Source organism: Bradyrhizobium sp. WYCCWR 12699 (assembly GCF_032144035.1).
Taxonomy (GTDB): domain Bacteria; phylum Pseudomonadota; class Alphaproteobacteria; order Rhizobiales; family Xanthobacteraceae; genus Bradyrhizobium.
In genome coordinates, this window is the sequence record NZ_JAVTJN010000009.1 from 1 (window position 1) to 14,851 (window position 14,851).

Consider the following 14,851-nt stretch of genomic DNA (forward strand, 5'->3'; position numbering starts at 1 on the left):
TACCGGCCAGCGGCTTCTGAAAATGCCGTAAAGGAAGGCCTGACAGAAGACCGCACTCGATCACACGCCAAAGGGTCAGAAACTTCTTGCATTGCGGGCGGCAACCACAGAAGGCTCTACATGAAGCTCAGGAAGACCCATCCGACGCCTGTCGCCGCGGCGAAGGCGTCGATCAGCGTGGCAACGGCCTACCGCATCGAGAAGGATCCAGTACTACCTTCGCAGAAGAAGGAGCCGCGCGCACGACGGCGTCCCGATCCAATCGCCGACATTTTCGACTCTGAAGTCGTGCCGCTGCTGCGGGCAGCGCCCGGCATCCGGCCCGTGGCCATTTTCGAGGAGATGATGCTGCGCCATTCCGAGTTGGGCGAGGGCGTGCGCCGGACGCTGGAGCGGCGCATCCGAGGCTGGCGTGCCATCCACGGTGAGGAGCAGGAGGTCATCTTCCGCCAGGCGCACGAACCCGGCAGGCTCGGTCTGTCGGACTTCACCGAGGTGGCCTCGTTCGGCATCACCATCGCCGGTCAGCCGCTCGACCACCGACTCTATCATTTCCGGCTCGCCTATTCCGGCTTCGAGCACGCCCATGTCGTGCTCGGCGGCGAGAGCTTCGTGGCGCTGGCGGAAGGCCTACAGAACGCACTCTGGTCCCTCGGTGGGGTGCCGCGCGAGCACCGCTCGGACAGCCTGTCCGCCGCCTTCCGCAACCTGGACAAGGACGCGCGCGAGGACCTGACCCGCCGCTATAACGAGCTGTGCAGCCATTACGGCATGACACCGTCACGCAACAATGCCGGCATCGCCCACGAGAACGGCTCGATCGAGGGGCCGCACGGCCATCTCAAGCGGGCGATCGAGGATGCACTGTTGCTGCGTGGCACCGTCGACTTCGATGATCTCGCCTCCTATCGCCGCTTCGTCGACGAGATCGTCGGCCGCCGCAATGCCCGCAACGCCAAGCGCATCGATGCCGAGCGCGCCCAGCTTCGGGAGCTACCTGAGCGGCGCACCACCGACTATGAGGAACTCAGCGTGCGCGTCACTTCCTCAGGCGGCTTCACGCTGCGCAAGGTCTTCTATACGGTGCCCTCGCGCCTGATCGGCCATCGCTTGCGCGTGCGCCTCTACGACGATCGGCTCGATGTCTTCATCGGCGGCACGCATCTCATGACGCTGCCGCGCGGGCGTGCTTCCCCGTCCGGCAAGCATGACCAGGTCGTCAACTACCGGCACGTCATCCATTCGCTCAGAAGGAAGCCGATGGCATTGCTCAATCTGGTCTATCGCGATCGGCTCTTCCCGCGCGAGGCCTACCGGCGGACTTTCGATCTCCTCGTCGAGCGTCTGCCCGAGCGCCAGGCCTGCCGCATCATGGTCGAGCTTCTTGGCCTCGCCCACGAGCGCGGCTGCGAGAGCGAACTGGCCGAGGAGCTGTCCATCTGCCTCGACAATCACCGGCTCCCCGACATGGCCGCGCTGCGTGCCCGCTTCGCGCCCGATCCCGCGCGCCTACCCAACGTAGTCGTCCGCCTGGCGCCGCTTCAGGCCTACGAAGCGCTCATCGGCGCCAGCCTGGGAGACGCAGCATGAAGAGCGCCTCGATTGACCCCGCCAAGCTCAGCCTGCTCCTTAACGAGCTGCGACTGCCCGCCAGCAAGGTGATCTGGCCACAGTTCGCCGAGCAGGCCGACAAGGAGGGCTGGCCCGCCGCGCGCTTCCTCACTGTGCTCGCCGAGCACGAACTGGCCGAGCGCGATCGCCGCCGCATCGAGCGGCACCTCACAGAGGGCCGCCTTCTGCCCGGAAAGACCCTCGAGAGCTTCGAGTTCGACGCCGTGCCGATGGTCTCCAAAGCTCAGGTCATGGCCATCGTCGCCGGCGACACCTGGTTGGAGAAAGGCGCAAACCTGCTCCTGTTCGGCCCGCCCGGCACCGGCAAGAGCCATCTCGCCTCGGCGATCGGTCTCGCCCTCATCGAGAACGGCTACAGGGTGCTGTTCACCCGCACCACAGATCTCGTCCAGAAGCTGCAGCAGGCCCGCCGCGACCTCGTCCTCGAGAGCGTGCTGGCCAAGCTCGACAAGTTCGACCTGCTCATCCTCGATGATCTCGCATACGTCACCAAGGACCAGGCCGAGACCAGTGTGCTCTTCGAGCTGATCAGCGCCCGTTACGAACGGCGCTCCATGCTGATCACAGCCAACCAACCCTTTGGCGAGTGGGGGAAGATCTTCCCGGACCCCGCTATGACGCTCGCCGCGGTCGACCGGCTCGTTCATCACGCCACCATCTTCGAGATGAATGTCGAAAGCTACCGACGCCGCGAGGCCGCTGAGCGCAAAAAGGGACCTGGACGCCCAGCGTCATACGCCACACCCGCCAATATCGCCCCTGATTGACGCGCCGCGACAATCAACCTGACAAAGCACTTGCGCGCGTCAATCAAACCCGCGGATCATCACATCCGCCGCGACACCAGATTCTCATCCAGATTGTCGCGCACCTCTCTCCCAGATCGCCGCGCTACAGTCGAGAGCTATCGCAGGCGCACCGCGCTCGACGGAAAACGCGGTCCGGGACGGCCGACCTCGCACGCGACACCCAAAGCCATCGCTGATTGGGGCTATCGCGGTATCATCTATTGCGAAGGCTATCAGGCCTACAAGACCATGACCCGGGAGACGCGTGCGGGCGCCCTGTCTGGGCCGCTCGCCTTCTGCTGATCGCATCTACGGCGCTAGTTTGTGAAGATCGCGCGTGAGGCTGCTCCGGCGCCAGCTCCAGTTTGCCGCGAGGCCCTTAAGCGCATCGCCCAGCTCAACGCGGTCGAGAAGGCACTTCGGGGCCACTCTGCTGCCGAGCGCTGCGCGGGTCGACAAGCTCATGCCAGACCTCTGGCAGCAGCCTTGAAGCAGTGGTTTGAGGCAACTCTTGATCATCTTGCGGGGAAGAGCGACACGGCGAAGGCTCTGCGCTATTCGCTGCGCCATTGGGACGGCCTGACGCTCTACCTTGATGACGGGCGCATCGAGATGGACACGAATGCGGTCGAGCGTGCGATGCGGCCAATCAAACTCGATGCCAAGAATGCCCTGTTCGCTGGGTGCGACGAGGGTGCCGATAATTGGGCATTGCTGGCCTCGCTCATTGAAACGTGTAGGCTCAATGTCGTCAGCGCCTAGCCCTGGCTCTCCGGCGTGCTCGCAAAACTCATCAATGGCTGGCCTGCGGCGCGACTGGACAAACTGCCTCCCTGGGCATCGACCTACAGGATGCATGCGCACGATCCGAGGCTGGCAGCATGAGCCTGAACACGACCGCCGTCCGGATCAGGATAACCCTCAAGGACGTGAATGACCTTGCCCCACAGGCTTAATCCAGATTGAAGTTCGCGCTGGCCCAAACAAGGACCAGAGCATGAAGCGTAGCCGCTTTTCGGCAGAGCAGATCATCGGGATTTTGAAGGAGCATGAGGCCGGGGTTTCGGTTGCCGATCTGTGCCGCAAGCGCGGCGTCAGCGACCCCAGCATCTACAAATGGAAGGCCACTGGAGTGTCGGAGGCCAAGCGGCTGAAGACGCTGGAGGACGAGAACACACGGCTGAAGCGGTTGGTGGCTGATGCCGTGCTGGACAATGCGGCGCCCAAGGATCTCGTGGGAAAGAATGTATGGTCCGCCCCGGTCCGTGCAAGGGTTCGTAACAGCAAAAATGACGCTTCCAATTGCATAAATGTATCCGGCCTCTCGCGAGTGGACTGCTGTTGCAGCCAGGCCATGACGAGATCCGCGCACGCCGTTCGCGATAAATGGTTCGGGCACGAAGCCCGCTTTTTGCCCGCGGGCAAGCGGAAAGCTGTCGCGTATCTCATGGTTGCCCACGGGATGAGCGTACGGCGGGCGTATAAAGCCATCGGCTGCTGCCGCATGACCATCAGATATCTGACAACCCGGGCGGACGCGTCCGGGGCTAGCAGATGGACTGTGATGGGATCTCAGACGGCTTGACGATCCACTCTGGGGTCTGCATCTTCGGTATCATGGACAAGAGCGATGCTGTGTAAGAGTGCTTCGGCGCTTTGAACAACTGTTCCGTCTCGCTGCTTTCGCAAATTTGCCCATTCTGTAGTACTGTAACTCTGTCGCAAATCTGACGCACGACAGGGAGATCGTGACTGATAAATAACATCGTCAGCGATAGATTCTCTTGAAGGTCTTTCAGAAGATTTAGGATCTGCGCCTGGATCGAGACATCGAGTGCCGAGGTAGGTTCATCGCAGATGAGGAACCGCGGGCGACTTGCCAAGGTTCGTGCGATTGAAATACGTTGTCGCTGACCGCCTGAGAAGGCGTGCGGATAACGGCGGGCGACGGTGGGCTCCAGACCAACGGCCTTCAGCAGCTCTAACATTATCGGTTCGGCCTCTCGCTTATCCTTTACTAGTCCAAAGTGAATCATTGGCTCCATGATAATCTCGCCCACGCGCATCTGTGGATTCAGAGACGAGTACGGGTCTTGAAACACCATTTGAGTTTGACGCCGAATATCTTGACGATCTTCAAGGCTGGCTGCATAAACATCTTTTCCGCCATAAATCAGTTGGCCGCTGCTCGGGCGGGCAAGCCCAGCAACGACTCTTGCGATCGTGCTTTTTCCAGAGCCGGATTCGCCAACAAGGCCCATGACTTCTCCGGGGCGGATACTCAGGTTCACATCGTGCAGGGCCTTAAAGGCTCGCCGAGCGGAACCACCGAACATGCCTGTCGCCCCATATACGCGCTCCACACCCCGGAGTTCTACAAGTGCCTCCGGCTGGCTTGAACTTTGCGGCATGTCTCTTTCCAGCAGCCACTGCATGGCCGCATCGATATTTCGAGCGGCGCCAGACACGGGAAAGCGATGCAGCTTAATGTCGCCGCGCGGCACAACCGAAATCAATGCTTGGCTGTACTCGTGGCATGGATTTCCAAGAACAGCCGCAGTGTCGTTTAGTTCGACGATTTCGCCTGCCCTCATCACCGCGACGCGATCAGTGACCTGGGAAATCACGCCCATGTTGTGGGTGATGAGCATCACACCCACTTGACGTTCACGAGCCAAGTTCTTGATTAGCTTCAAGATCTGTGCCTGAACGGTCACGTCGAGCGCAGTTGTTGGTTCGTCCGCGACAATGAGTTCGGGTTGTGAGCAGAGAGCAAGCGCGATAACTGCGCGCTGTCGCATGCCACCCGAGAATTCATGTGGCCAGTTCTTCACGCGCCGGGCTGGCTCTGGAATCCCTACCGCCTCCAACTGACGCACCGCCTCGATCCTTGCGTCGCTGCGTGATAAGGCGAGATGAGTTCGGATCGTGTCGACCAGTTGTCTCTCAATTGTGAAAAGTGGATTTAAGCTGGTCAGTGGATCTTGGAAAATAGTCGAGACGCGTTTGCCGCGTAACGCCCGCATCGCCTTAACGTCGCGCGCATCGATGATATCTCCGGAAAGCCGAACTTCGCCCGCACTAATATGGCCGGGAGCCTGTAGTAAGCCCGTGATGGCAGCTCCAACGGTCGATTTGCCCGCGCCCGATTCGCCGACGATGCCGAGTATTTCGCCTGGCGCGATGTCTAGGCTGACGTTGCATACGGCTTGCAAGGCGCCATGCCGGCTAGGAAAGTCGACGCTAAGTCCCCGAATGGAAAGAACGCAAGGCTGGGCAGTTGTTGTCATCAGATGCCCCTTGGGTTGATTACATCCCGGAACCAGTCGCCCAAGACGTTAATGGCCAGCGCGAGTGTAAGAAGGGTGGCGGCAGGAAACAGCAGGATCCACCACTGCCCAGCAAAAAGAAAGTCTTGCCCACTGCGGATCAATGTTCCAAGAGATGGTTGGGTGGGGGGCAGACCTGCGCCCAAGTAGGACAGCGTGGCTTCGGTAATAATTGAAAGCGCAAGTGAGATTGTCGCGATCACGAGGATCGGTCGACGCACGTTTGGCAATATGTGCCGTACCAGCACTGTGCCCGTCGGAAGGCCTATCATTAGGGCTGCCTGCACATACTCTCGCTGTTTCTCCCCCATCACGGCGCCGCGCACCGTGCGGGCATATGTGACCCATCCGGAAATTCCAATCGCCAATATTACCATGTAGACAGCAAGGGCTTCGCGCGCGCTCGGTGGCAGTAGCGACCGCGTTAAGCCGGAAATAAGGAGCGCAATAAAAATGGCGGGGATGGACAACTGGATGTCTGCGATACGCATGATCGCTGCGTCAATGTGTCCCCCGAAATAACCGGATATCAGGCCTAAGCTGACGCCGATCGACATTGAAACCAAAACAGAGGCAAGGCCCACTAGGAGTGAAACCCGTGTTCCATAAAGGGTCGCTGAAAGCACGTCACGTCCCTGATCGTCTGTGCCGAAAGCGTAGAAGCGGTTCGTGAACTCATTGATGCTCCAGGCCGGTGTATTTGACGAAAGCAGATCGAACGTGCTGGCGTCGAGAGTGTTCTGTGGTGCCCATAAAGGAGCTCCCAGGGCCGCGACAATGAGAGTTAGCAGTGCGAGCGTAGACAGAACTGCTCTGGGGGAACGGATGTAAGAGTGCCCGATATCAGAGTTAAACAATGCGGAAAGCTTGTGAATGGTCATCTGACTACTCCTCCCGTCCGCAGGCGAGGATCTAGAAGGTAGTAGACGCAATCCACGACCATGTTGATGGTAACGAAAATGATCGACACGATGAGAAGGTATGCGGCCATGATTGGGACGTCGGAAAATCTAATGGAATTAATAAAGAGCAGCCCAACGCCTGGCCATTGGAATACTGTCTCAGTAACGACGGCGAATGCGATGATGGATCCCAACTGCAAACCTGCAACCGTGACGACCGGAATCATCGTGTTCTTCAAAGCGTAAGAAAAATAGATGAGCCGGTCTGGCAGCCCTCGCGCGCGTGCGAACCGGATATGATCGGAATGCATGACCTCAAGCATTTCAGTGCGGACTAAACGCAAGATCAGCGTGAGTTGATAGGTGGCCAGTGAAATCGCGGGAAGGATGATAGCCTGCCAGCCGGTCTTAGTCAGTAACCCGGTGGTCCACCAGCCGATCTTCACCGTGTCGCCCCGTCCGAAGGACGGCAACCAGCCAAGTTTGACCGCGAACACGTAGATGAGGCCGATGCCGATTAAGAAGTTAGGCAGGGATACTGCGATCAGCGAGACCGTCAAGCTGAAGCCCGATAATATGGAGCGCGGCCGCAATGCTGTCACGACGCCAAGGGCGACTCCCGCTATCATTGCAAATATAAACGATAATATAGCTAGTTCCAGAGTCGCAGGCAGCCGCTCCAGGATCAAATCCAACACCGGCCTTCCAACGCGAGTGGAAATGCCGAAGTCCCCATGGAGTGCCGAACTGATAAAACGAAAGAACTGGATGTAAAAGGGGCGGTCGAACCCGAGTTCCGCCGCTAGCCGCGCGCGGTCCTGCGCGGTCGCCTCCGGTCCGACCATATTCTGGAGCGGATCGCCGATAAAATGAAAGGCGGCGAACGACAGAAACGCCGTCATCAGCATCACCGGCAACACGGACAGCAATCTGCGCAGAAAGAAACCTGTCACTTGTCCACCTTGATGGTTTTCACGGAGATCTGATTACCAACGTTTGGCGTAACGTGAATCTTCTTCTGCGTTGCACGCGCCAACACCTGCGCGTGAATCGGTAGATAGAAACACTCGTCCTGAACGGTCTTCCAAATTTCGGCGATTATGGTTTTACGTCTTTGAGGATCGGCTTCCGACCGGAGTAATTCAATTTTGGCATCAATCTCCGGGTTTTTGTAATTCGCTGCAGCCCAGGCGCCCCGAGAGTGGACGAGATTATCGAAGATTAATTGAGAATCGTATGAGCCCCACGTCATCAGGTAAAAGTCGGTCTTCCTATTGAGAACTAGAGGCCAGACGACTGCGCTGGGTTGGACATCGAGATGCACGGTGACACCGATCTTGGCGAGCATTGCCACCACGGCCTGACAGATGCGCTCGTCGTTCACCATGCCGTCATTTGGACAGTTTAGAGTGACCGAAAATCCGTTGGGGTAACCTGCCTCGGCCATAAGCTGCTTGGCTTGGTCAATATTGAGCTTTGGGAACTTACCCAATTCTTCCGTATAGCCGTCGGCGATCGGCGAAATGATTGTACCGAGCGGAACCGACTCCCCTCGCATGATTGCCGACTTGATCGCTAGACGATCAATGGACATGTTCATTGCGTGGCGCACCCGCTTGTCGGCGAAAGGATTTCCCTTTGCTTCCCCGCTGGCAAGTGTGTTCGCGCTTGTATTGACGCCTAAAAAAACCGTGCGAATCTCTGGGCCGCGAACCACCCGAAGGCTTTCATTCTGCTCCAACCGTGAAATGTCTTGGGGGGGGACGTCTTGGAGAAAATTAACTTCTCCGCTGATCAATGCGGATACACGCGTCGCGGCCGACTGGATAGGGGTATAGATGATCCGATCGATATCGATTGGGAACTGGCCGATACCCCAGTATTTATCGTAAGCTTCCAACTCCGAACGGCGATCCGATTCTCGGCTTACAAGGCGATAGGCGCCAGTGCCGTTCTCATGGCGAGCAGCATAGTTTTCTTTCCCGCCTTTAAAATCCTGCGGAACAACGGAGTCGTTCTTCTCGGCCCATGCTCTATTCATTATGAAGATGCTTGCCAAGTTTTCGGGCAGAAGAGGGCTGGGTCCCTTTGTCTTGACCTGCACGGTGTAGTCGTCCTTCGCGATGGCTTCCTCAACCGCGGCGGCAGCCAGATAGGTCCGCACATTCGAGGTTGGTGCCATAGCTCGCTGGATTGAAAATGCGGCGTCGTCGGCCTTAAATGGTGCGCCGTCGTGGAACGTAACGTTCCGGCGAAGCTTGAACTCCCAAACGTCGGGGTGATCAGGCAACATCCGCCATTCGGTCGCTAGTACTCCAATGAGCTTTCCGTCGTCGGAGCGCTCCACAAGGCCTTCGTACATCTGCCGATTGAACGCAAAGGTCACGTTCTCATTATAGGCGTGAGGGTCTAGAGTCTGAACGTCCAAGCTCCGAGCCCATTTCAGCGTTTCCGCGCCCCCGGGTGAGACGGTCATTAGTAGTGCCGCCACGCTTGCTATGGCGGCAAAACGCCGCTTGAGACGGGCTGGTCTGTGAATGAAACAGCGCGCAGTGGATTTCGGCATTTGGGACATTCCTCTCTTGATCGCAGGGTAAACTGCGCCGCTAGATGTGGGCTATCACATCGGACAGGCTTCGGCCGTTTTTTGCTGCAGTTTGCCGGCCGAGGGCTGCCGTGGGCTGCGAATTCAGGGCGTCCTCTGCAGCAATTACGCGTATTCCCAGCGATTGCGCAGGATTGCGACAGTCGGCTGAATATTCCCTGCTCCTGGTCTAGGTCTCGTTATAGGTCCTGTGACCGTTGGGTTAGGAACGTCCGATCCCACTGAACTGCGGGCCTTTTATCACATTATCTCATCATGTGCCGACAGCCGGTTTACGTCTGGCGTGAGTTTCCGGTTTGGGATCGAGCTTTGAGCAAGCGAGTGTCTGATGGCCGGCCCTTTGGGGATACCGTCCGCGGCCGGCTTCCGCTTCTGAACGGGAACGTCTTAGCAAGCTGTTTGGCGCACTAGTCACGTGAATCGTAGGCGCTGTTCAGCGGCCACCTACCGGATGAAGGGGCGATCTCCGACTCTGCGGTTCGGTTTCCCGGGTGGTTGCGTGTACTCCGCACGATCCCTCCCAAATATGCCTGCCGCGCCTGTGAGGGCCCGATCGTCCAGGCCTCGGCACCAGCGCGGCTCGTCGAGGGCGGCATGGCGACGACGGCGCTGATCGCGCATATCGCCGCGGCCAAATATGCCTGGCAATCGACGCTCTACCGCCAGACGCAGATCCTGGCGGGCCAAGGTGTTGTCGTCGATCGTCAGACGCTGGCGCGCTGGATGGGCAGCGCGGCGTGGCTGGTCAGGGGCCTCTACGACCTGCAACTGAAGACCATGCACGGCTTTGAGCGGTTGTTCTGCGATGAGACGCCGATGCCGGTGCTCGACCCGGTACGCGGCCGCACGAGGATCTGCCAGTTCTGGGCGCATGCGACGGACGATCGGGCGTGGAAGGGTCCGGCGCCGCCGGCGGTCGCCTACGTGTTCGCAGACGGTCGCGGCAAGAAGGAGATCGTGGCGCAGTTGGCCGGCTTCGAAGGCGTGCTGCAAGTCGACGGCTATGCCGCCTACGCCTCGCTGGTGGGCGATGCGAAGGTGCCGGGCAGATCCAGCTGGCGTATTGTCTCGTTCACGCGCGCCGCAACTTCGTGAGGGTGCACAAGACGACGAACTCACCCTTCGCCGCGGAGGTCATCGAGCGCATCGCAGCCGTCTACGCGATCGAGGAGAGGATCCGCGGTCTCGGCGCCGGGGAACGCCGCGCGGCGCGACAGGCCGAGACGAAGCCGCTCATGGAGGCGTTGAAGGCTCGACTGATCGCGGTGAAGGACGGGATCTCCCGCCGCTCGACGCTCATCAAGGCGATCGATTATATGCTCGAACGCTGGCAGGGCCTGACGGCATTCCTGGACGACGGGCGGCTCGAGGCGGACACCAACACGGTCGAACGATCAATCAGGCCGATTGCGATCGGAAAAAAGAACTCGTTGTTCAGTGGTGACGAAGGCGGAGGCGAGACTTGGTCGATACTTTCTTCGCTTCTTAACACGGCCAAATTGAATGGCCTCGACCCCGAGGCCTATCTCGTCGACGTTCTCGAGCGCATGGTGAGCGGCGCCGCGAAGGCCAACCAGCTGCACGAACTTCTGGCCTGGAACTGGAAGGCCGCACGCGAAGCCGAAAAGCGAGCCGTGGCATGACGAAGCCGAAGCAACGGCGGGGAACGCGAAAAGCACGCAAGACGACGATGGCGAACTATGCCATGTCATTCGAGCGGCTCGGGCAATGGATGAGCGAGCGCGCCAGGTCGCCGACGCTTCGGCATCCGCGGGCGACGTCGCTCTCCATGCTCGACGGCGCAGTGGCCGCTGTCGTCGCCGGGCCGGTCTCGATGGCCTCCGAGGAATGGGTGTGCCCGCTCCTTGGCGTAGATCCCGACGCCTTCAATCACGACACCGAGGAGTTCTCGGCGATCGCTGCCACGCTGATGCGCCACAACGCGATCAGCGAGACGCTGTCGACGAGACCGGAGAGCTTCGAGCCGCTGTTCCTGCGATCGCCGGACGGCGACGTCGACCCGCAGCCCTGGTGCATGGGCTTCCACGCCGTCATGAAGCTTCGGCTTCTCGTCTGGTCGCGGCTTCTCTCCCCGAACGGAACCGAACACCTTATGCTGCGGCCGATCCTGGTCCATTGCATCGATGACGCCGGTCGACCCTTGCTACCCCCGGCCCGCCATACGCTGGCAACGCTGCCCGTCGCTCAAAACGCCTGGCGCGACATTCCAATAGCCGTTGAGGCCCTGCGGCAGTTCTGGATGCCTATGCGCTTCCAGCGGCGCGCGTAGGCCGTCCACGCCAGGTCCGTGGTCTGCTCGTACCGCTTACGGTTGTTCAGTGATACCGTGGACGGAGCCGAGGCCAGCGCCGTCGTCTATAGCCTGATGCTGACCTGCCGCGCCTCACGTGTCGTGCCGTTAGCGTGGTTGCGCCACGTCCTCACCGAATCGCCTCAGCGCGCCGGCGACGCCGATATTGCAGACCTGCTGCCCTTCAACTTCCACAAAGCCGCCACCGCCTGAACGGCCCCGCATCGCCCGATTCAAGGCAGTCCATCAAAACCGCCGGCGTGCGGAGAAAATCGCGCTTACAGATGATCCGCTATCGCTCCAGCCGCCCGCCGGACGCAATTCTGCGTGGCCGATTGCGCGATTTCGCCAACGAGCGGCGGCGCTTCAGCTACCGCTGACCTGAGGCCGGCAAACTGGACCAATTTTGGCTAGAGTCTTGCGCTGCCGAATCCCCTCGGCTGGGAGGAGCGGACGACGATGAAGGCCTCGAAGTTTTCGGACGCCCAGAAGGCGTTTATCCTGAAGCAGGGCAACGACGGGGTCCCGGTTGCGGAGATCTGCCGCAAATCCGGGATCAGCCAGGCGACCTATTTCAACTGGAAGAAAAAGTACGACGGACTGCTGCCGACCGAGATGCGCCGGTTGAAGCAGCTCGAGGACGAGAACGCCAAGCTGAAGAAGCTGGTGGCGGACCTATCGCTCGACAAGGAGATGCTGCAGGACGTGATCCGCCGAAAGCTGTGAAGCCTGGTCGGAAGCGCAAGCTCGTCGATGAGGTTTGCGGGGAGTGGCAGGTCTCGATCCGCAAGGCTTGTAAGGCCCTCGAGTTCGATCGATCGACCTATCACTACAAATCTCGTCGCTCCGGCCAGGCGGCCCTCGAAGCTCGGATCAAGGAGATCTGCCATGTTCGCATCCGCTACGGCTATCGCCGCGTCCATGTGCTGTTGCGCCGCGAGGGATGGCGTCACGGCCAGAACAAGACCCGTCGCATCTATCGCGAATTGGGCCTGCAATTGCGCAACAAATCGCCCAAGCGCCGGGTCAAGGCCAAGTTGCGCGACGACCGACGGCCCGCGACGCGGGTCAACGAGATCTGGGCGATGGACTTCGTTCATGACCAGCTGGCCACCGGCGGCAATCTCCGGGTGCTCACGATCGTCGATATCTTCTCCCGCTTCTCGCCCGCACTGGAGCCGCGGCTCACCTTCCGCGGCACCGATGTCGTGGAGGTACTGGAAAGGGTTTGCAATGAAGTGGGACTCCCGGCGACGATCCGGGTCGATCAAGGCAGCGAGTTCGTGTCGCGCGATCTTGACCTCTGGGCCTACCAGCGCGGCGTCACGCTGGACTTCTCACGACCCGGCAAGCCGACCGACAACGCCTTCATCGAAGCCTTCAACGGCCGCTTCCGGGCCGAATGCCTCAACACCCATTGGTTCCTGTCCCTTGCGGATGCCCGGCAAAAGGTGGAGACTTGGCGAAGATACTATAACGAAGAACGGCCCCACGGGGCGATCGGCAATCGGCCGCCGATTTTGCTGCAAAATCACGTCGGCGACACCAGCCCGCCAACGTGATCAGAGGCGCAAAACTCTAGTTCCGGGTGGTCCAAAGTTCGGTCTCGCTGCACAAAACTCCGAGACTCTAACTGCCGCTGGATGAACATTCAGTGGCAGGTCACTCCGCTTACACATTCACGGTCGCACCTGATGGCGGAGAGCATTTGGATGAGAGGCTGTCGCGAGCTCGTCAAACCGGGGCTCCGCGGCCCGAAATCAAGTCTACGTATTGTTGCATTTGTTCTAAGTGACCGAAGTCGGCATTTTTCGCATCCAGGTGGTCTCTAAGTTGTTCAATGCGCATCACTTTGTTATCGCCCCTGTAGAAGATATTTCTAAACAAAGGAGTAGCGGTGACACTTTCGATGTAAGTACGGCTTCCTGCACTTGTATCACCTTTTGCGAACTGAAAGTTCAGCATCAAGCTCAAAATTAAATGTGGAGCCGTATACCAGTCCCAAGTTAGGCTACCCAAGGAGTAAGCGATGACCGCAACTCGGTTGGGATCACGTGTAGTGCGGTAGTACTCGATCGGCTGAACTACGTGAGGATGATGGCCCAAAATTATGTCGGCGCCTTCCTCCACAAGCGCATGAGCGAGCTCAATTTGCTTTCGTCTTGGAAAAAACTCGAATTCGAAGCCCCAATGGATTGAGGCGATGATGACATCGGCATTCTGATGTTTACAGCTCCTTATTTGCGATTTGAGTAGCTCAAGATCGGCCACGACACGTTTGGACATGAGCGGTGACGCGTGCACACAATAATGTTCACCGTCGGGTAGGGGTCGCCCATTGAGACCGAATGTGACCGACACGAACCCGAACCTGATGCCCCTCTTCGTGAAAACCGTGCCCCGGCCGTACTCCTCGGCGCATCGAGGGGCGCCGATTTCAATGATCCCATTCGCTCTGCAGAGCTCTTGAGTGGTTCGAAGACCCTGAACGCCCAAGTCCAATGAGTGATTGTTCGCGAGGTTAAGAATCGTGAAACGTCTACCCTGGTGTTCTGTTAATGCGGAATATTGGGCCGATGAGCAACACATCATCGAAGAGCGGCCGTCGCCTATAGCCTCGCTCACGACATGATCGTCTGCCACCACAGATTCATAATTCGCGAAAGAGATATCGGCATTGAAGACAGCGGCTTCGATGCTCTCGAACAAAAGATCCTTAGAGTGTTCTAGCCCGCGCGCCTGGATCAGATCCCCCAGTGCACTCAGAGTCGCAGTCTGCTGCTTTCGAAATGCAGTCGGTAATTCCACAATAGACTTGTCGTTCAAGAACAACGCATCAGAAACATCCCGTGATGTTCTCGTAATTGGGCGCGCGCTTTTATAGAACCAGTACGCGCGGTCAATTCCATCCATTTCTGCCGAATCTGTTGCAGCGCTTTCGAGCGGAAAATCCCACCAGCCAAATCGCTTGGCGTTTTCCGCCAGGTCCAACGTTTCCGGAGTTGTGCGCCAGACATCAACAGGCGTGTTGGGAAGTTTACGCGGCACGGCTTGCATCTCCTCGTCGCATGGCTTTTGATCTACGGTTTATAGTCTGCGCAGCACGCAAACCAGGCTCTTTCGCATCCGAAGTCTCCGCAATGCACAAGCGCCACAGGTGTTAACGTTGACGCGCGTGTCATACGCTTCAACGCAGCTCTTCGAGATTCCCTCTCAGGGGTAAGACGTTAGGATCTCGTTTTGCATCTCTTGCTCAGCGGAAAAGAGACAGAAAACAAACCGCT

Annotated in this window: 11 protein-coding genes and 4 pseudogenes; 10 read left to right on the plus strand and 5 right to left on the minus strand. The window is 58.9% G+C overall.

All coding sequences use genetic code 11. The features are described 5' to 3' along the window. Positions 1–120: 120 nt before the first annotated feature. The 5 genes and pseudogenes from istA to RPS27_RS08255 form a co-directional block, all read left to right on the plus strand. Positions 121–1,590, plus strand: a complete 1,470-nt coding sequence (istA, locus tag RPS27_RS08235) for an IS21 family transposase (RefSeq protein ID WP_128929850.1) — start codon at positions 121–123, stop codon at positions 1,588–1,590. Beyond that, positions 1,587–2,399, plus strand: coding sequence for an IS21-like element helper ATPase IstB (istB, locus tag RPS27_RS08240; protein WP_128929849.1), 813 nt, complete (start codon positions 1,587–1,589; stop codon positions 2,397–2,399). Before istA ends, istB begins: the two co-directional genes overlap by 4 nt. 222 nt (positions 2,400–2,621) lie before the next feature. Further along, positions 2,622–3,305: pseudogene (locus RPS27_RS08245) on the plus strand (transposase); the annotation flags it as partial. Between the two features lie 112 nt (positions 3,306–3,417). Then, positions 3,418–3,669: pseudogene (locus RPS27_RS08250) on the plus strand (transposase); the annotation flags it as partial. 159 nt (positions 3,670–3,828) lie between these two features. Next, positions 3,829–3,957: pseudogene (locus RPS27_RS08255) on the plus strand (IS3 family transposase); the annotation flags it as partial. A gap of 10 nt (positions 3,958–3,967) precedes the next feature. Here RPS27_RS08255 and RPS27_RS08260 read toward each other — a convergent pair. From RPS27_RS08260 to RPS27_RS08275, 4 genes are read right to left on the minus strand one after another with little or no spacing between them, the layout of a single operon-like run. Next, positions 3,968–5,710, minus strand: a complete 1,743-nt coding sequence (locus RPS27_RS08260; RefSeq protein ID WP_128929848.1) for a dipeptide ABC transporter ATP-binding protein — start codon at positions 5,708–5,710, stop codon at positions 3,968–3,970. Further along, positions 5,710–6,630: an ABC transporter permease gene (locus RPS27_RS08265; RefSeq protein WP_128929847.1), complete on the minus strand. Its 921-nt coding sequence runs from the start codon at positions 6,628–6,630 to the stop codon at positions 5,710–5,712. The genes RPS27_RS08260 and RPS27_RS08265 overlap by 1 nt, the downstream gene beginning before the upstream one ends. Then, positions 6,627–7,604: an ABC transporter permease gene (locus RPS27_RS08270; RefSeq protein ID WP_128955116.1), complete on the minus strand. Its 978-nt coding sequence runs from the start codon at positions 7,602–7,604 to the stop codon at positions 6,627–6,629. Before RPS27_RS08270 ends, RPS27_RS08265 begins: the two co-directional genes overlap by 4 nt. After that, positions 7,601–9,217 (minus strand): ABC transporter substrate-binding protein, encoded by a 1,617-nt coding sequence (locus tag RPS27_RS08275; RefSeq protein ID WP_164934301.1) that lies wholly within the window; start codon positions 9,215–9,217, stop codon positions 7,601–7,603. Before RPS27_RS08275 ends, RPS27_RS08270 begins: the two co-directional genes overlap by 4 nt. A gap of 633 nt (positions 9,218–9,850) precedes the next feature. Here RPS27_RS08275 and RPS27_RS08280 point away from each other — a divergent pair. The 5 genes and pseudogenes from RPS27_RS08280 to RPS27_RS08300 all read left to right on the plus strand — a co-directional run bounded on the left by RPS27_RS08280 (position 9,851) and on the right by RPS27_RS08300 (position 13,129). Then, entirely contained in the window at positions 9,851–10,351 is a 501-nt protein-coding gene (locus RPS27_RS08280; RefSeq protein ID WP_128955115.1) for a transposase, read from the plus strand. Positions 10,352–10,353: 2 nt separating this feature from the next. After that, a complete protein-coding gene (locus RPS27_RS08285; protein ID WP_128955114.1) occupies positions 10,354–10,899 on the plus strand; it encodes a transposase in 546 nt (181 codons plus the stop codon). Beyond that, entirely contained in the window at positions 10,896–11,546 is a 651-nt protein-coding gene (locus RPS27_RS08290; protein WP_237867281.1) for a UPF0149 family protein, read from the plus strand. The genes RPS27_RS08285 and RPS27_RS08290 overlap by 4 nt, the downstream gene beginning before the upstream one ends. 42 nt (positions 11,547–11,588) lie before the next feature. After that, a pseudogene (locus RPS27_RS08295) lies at positions 11,589–11,780 on the plus strand (transposase domain-containing protein); the annotation flags it as partial. Between the two features lie 246 nt (positions 11,781–12,026). Further along, positions 12,027–13,129, plus strand: a protein-coding gene (locus tag RPS27_RS08300; RefSeq protein ID WP_128929842.1) for an IS3 family transposase whose coding sequence is annotated in 2 segments (ribosomal slippage) — positions 12,027–12,288 and positions 12,288–13,129 — 1,104 coding nt in all. Because the reading frame shifts where the segments join, the coding sequence is not laid out codon by codon here. Positions 13,130–13,301: 172 nt separating this feature from the next. On the opposite strand, the gene RPS27_RS08305 is transcribed toward RPS27_RS08300, so the two are convergent. Beyond that, the gene (locus RPS27_RS08305) at positions 13,302–14,615 is read right to left on the minus strand and encodes a CapA family protein (protein ID WP_164934300.1); all 1,314 of its coding nucleotides are present in this window, start codon (positions 14,613–14,615) and stop codon (positions 13,302–13,304) included. Positions 14,616–14,851 lie beyond the last annotated feature (236 nt).

Bases quoted from the DNA above. Each gene is read 5' to 3' on its own strand.
- istB (WP_128929849.1), top strand. From the start codon at position 1,587: ATGAAGAGCGCCTCGATTGACCCCGCCAAGCTCAGCCTGCTCCTTAAC.
- RPS27_RS08275 (WP_164934301.1), bottom strand. From the start codon at position 9,217: ATGCCGAAATCCACTGCGCGCTGTTTCATTCACAGACCAGCCCGTCTC.
- RPS27_RS08260 (WP_128929848.1), bottom strand. From the start codon at position 5,710: ATGACAACAACTGCCCAGCCTTGCGTTCTTTCCATTCGGGGACTTAGC.
- RPS27_RS08290 (WP_237867281.1), top strand. From the start codon at position 10,896: ATGACGAAGCCGAAGCAACGGCGGGGAACGCGAAAAGCACGCAAGACG.
- istA (WP_128929850.1), top strand. From the start codon at position 121: ATGAAGCTCAGGAAGACCCATCCGACGCCTGTCGCCGCGGCGAAGGCG.
- RPS27_RS08265 (WP_128929847.1), bottom strand. From the start codon at position 6,630: ATGACCATTCACAAGCTTTCCGCATTGTTTAACTCTGATATCGGGCAC.
- RPS27_RS08280 (WP_128955115.1), top strand. From the start codon at position 9,851: ATGGCGACGACGGCGCTGATCGCGCATATCGCCGCGGCCAAATATGCC.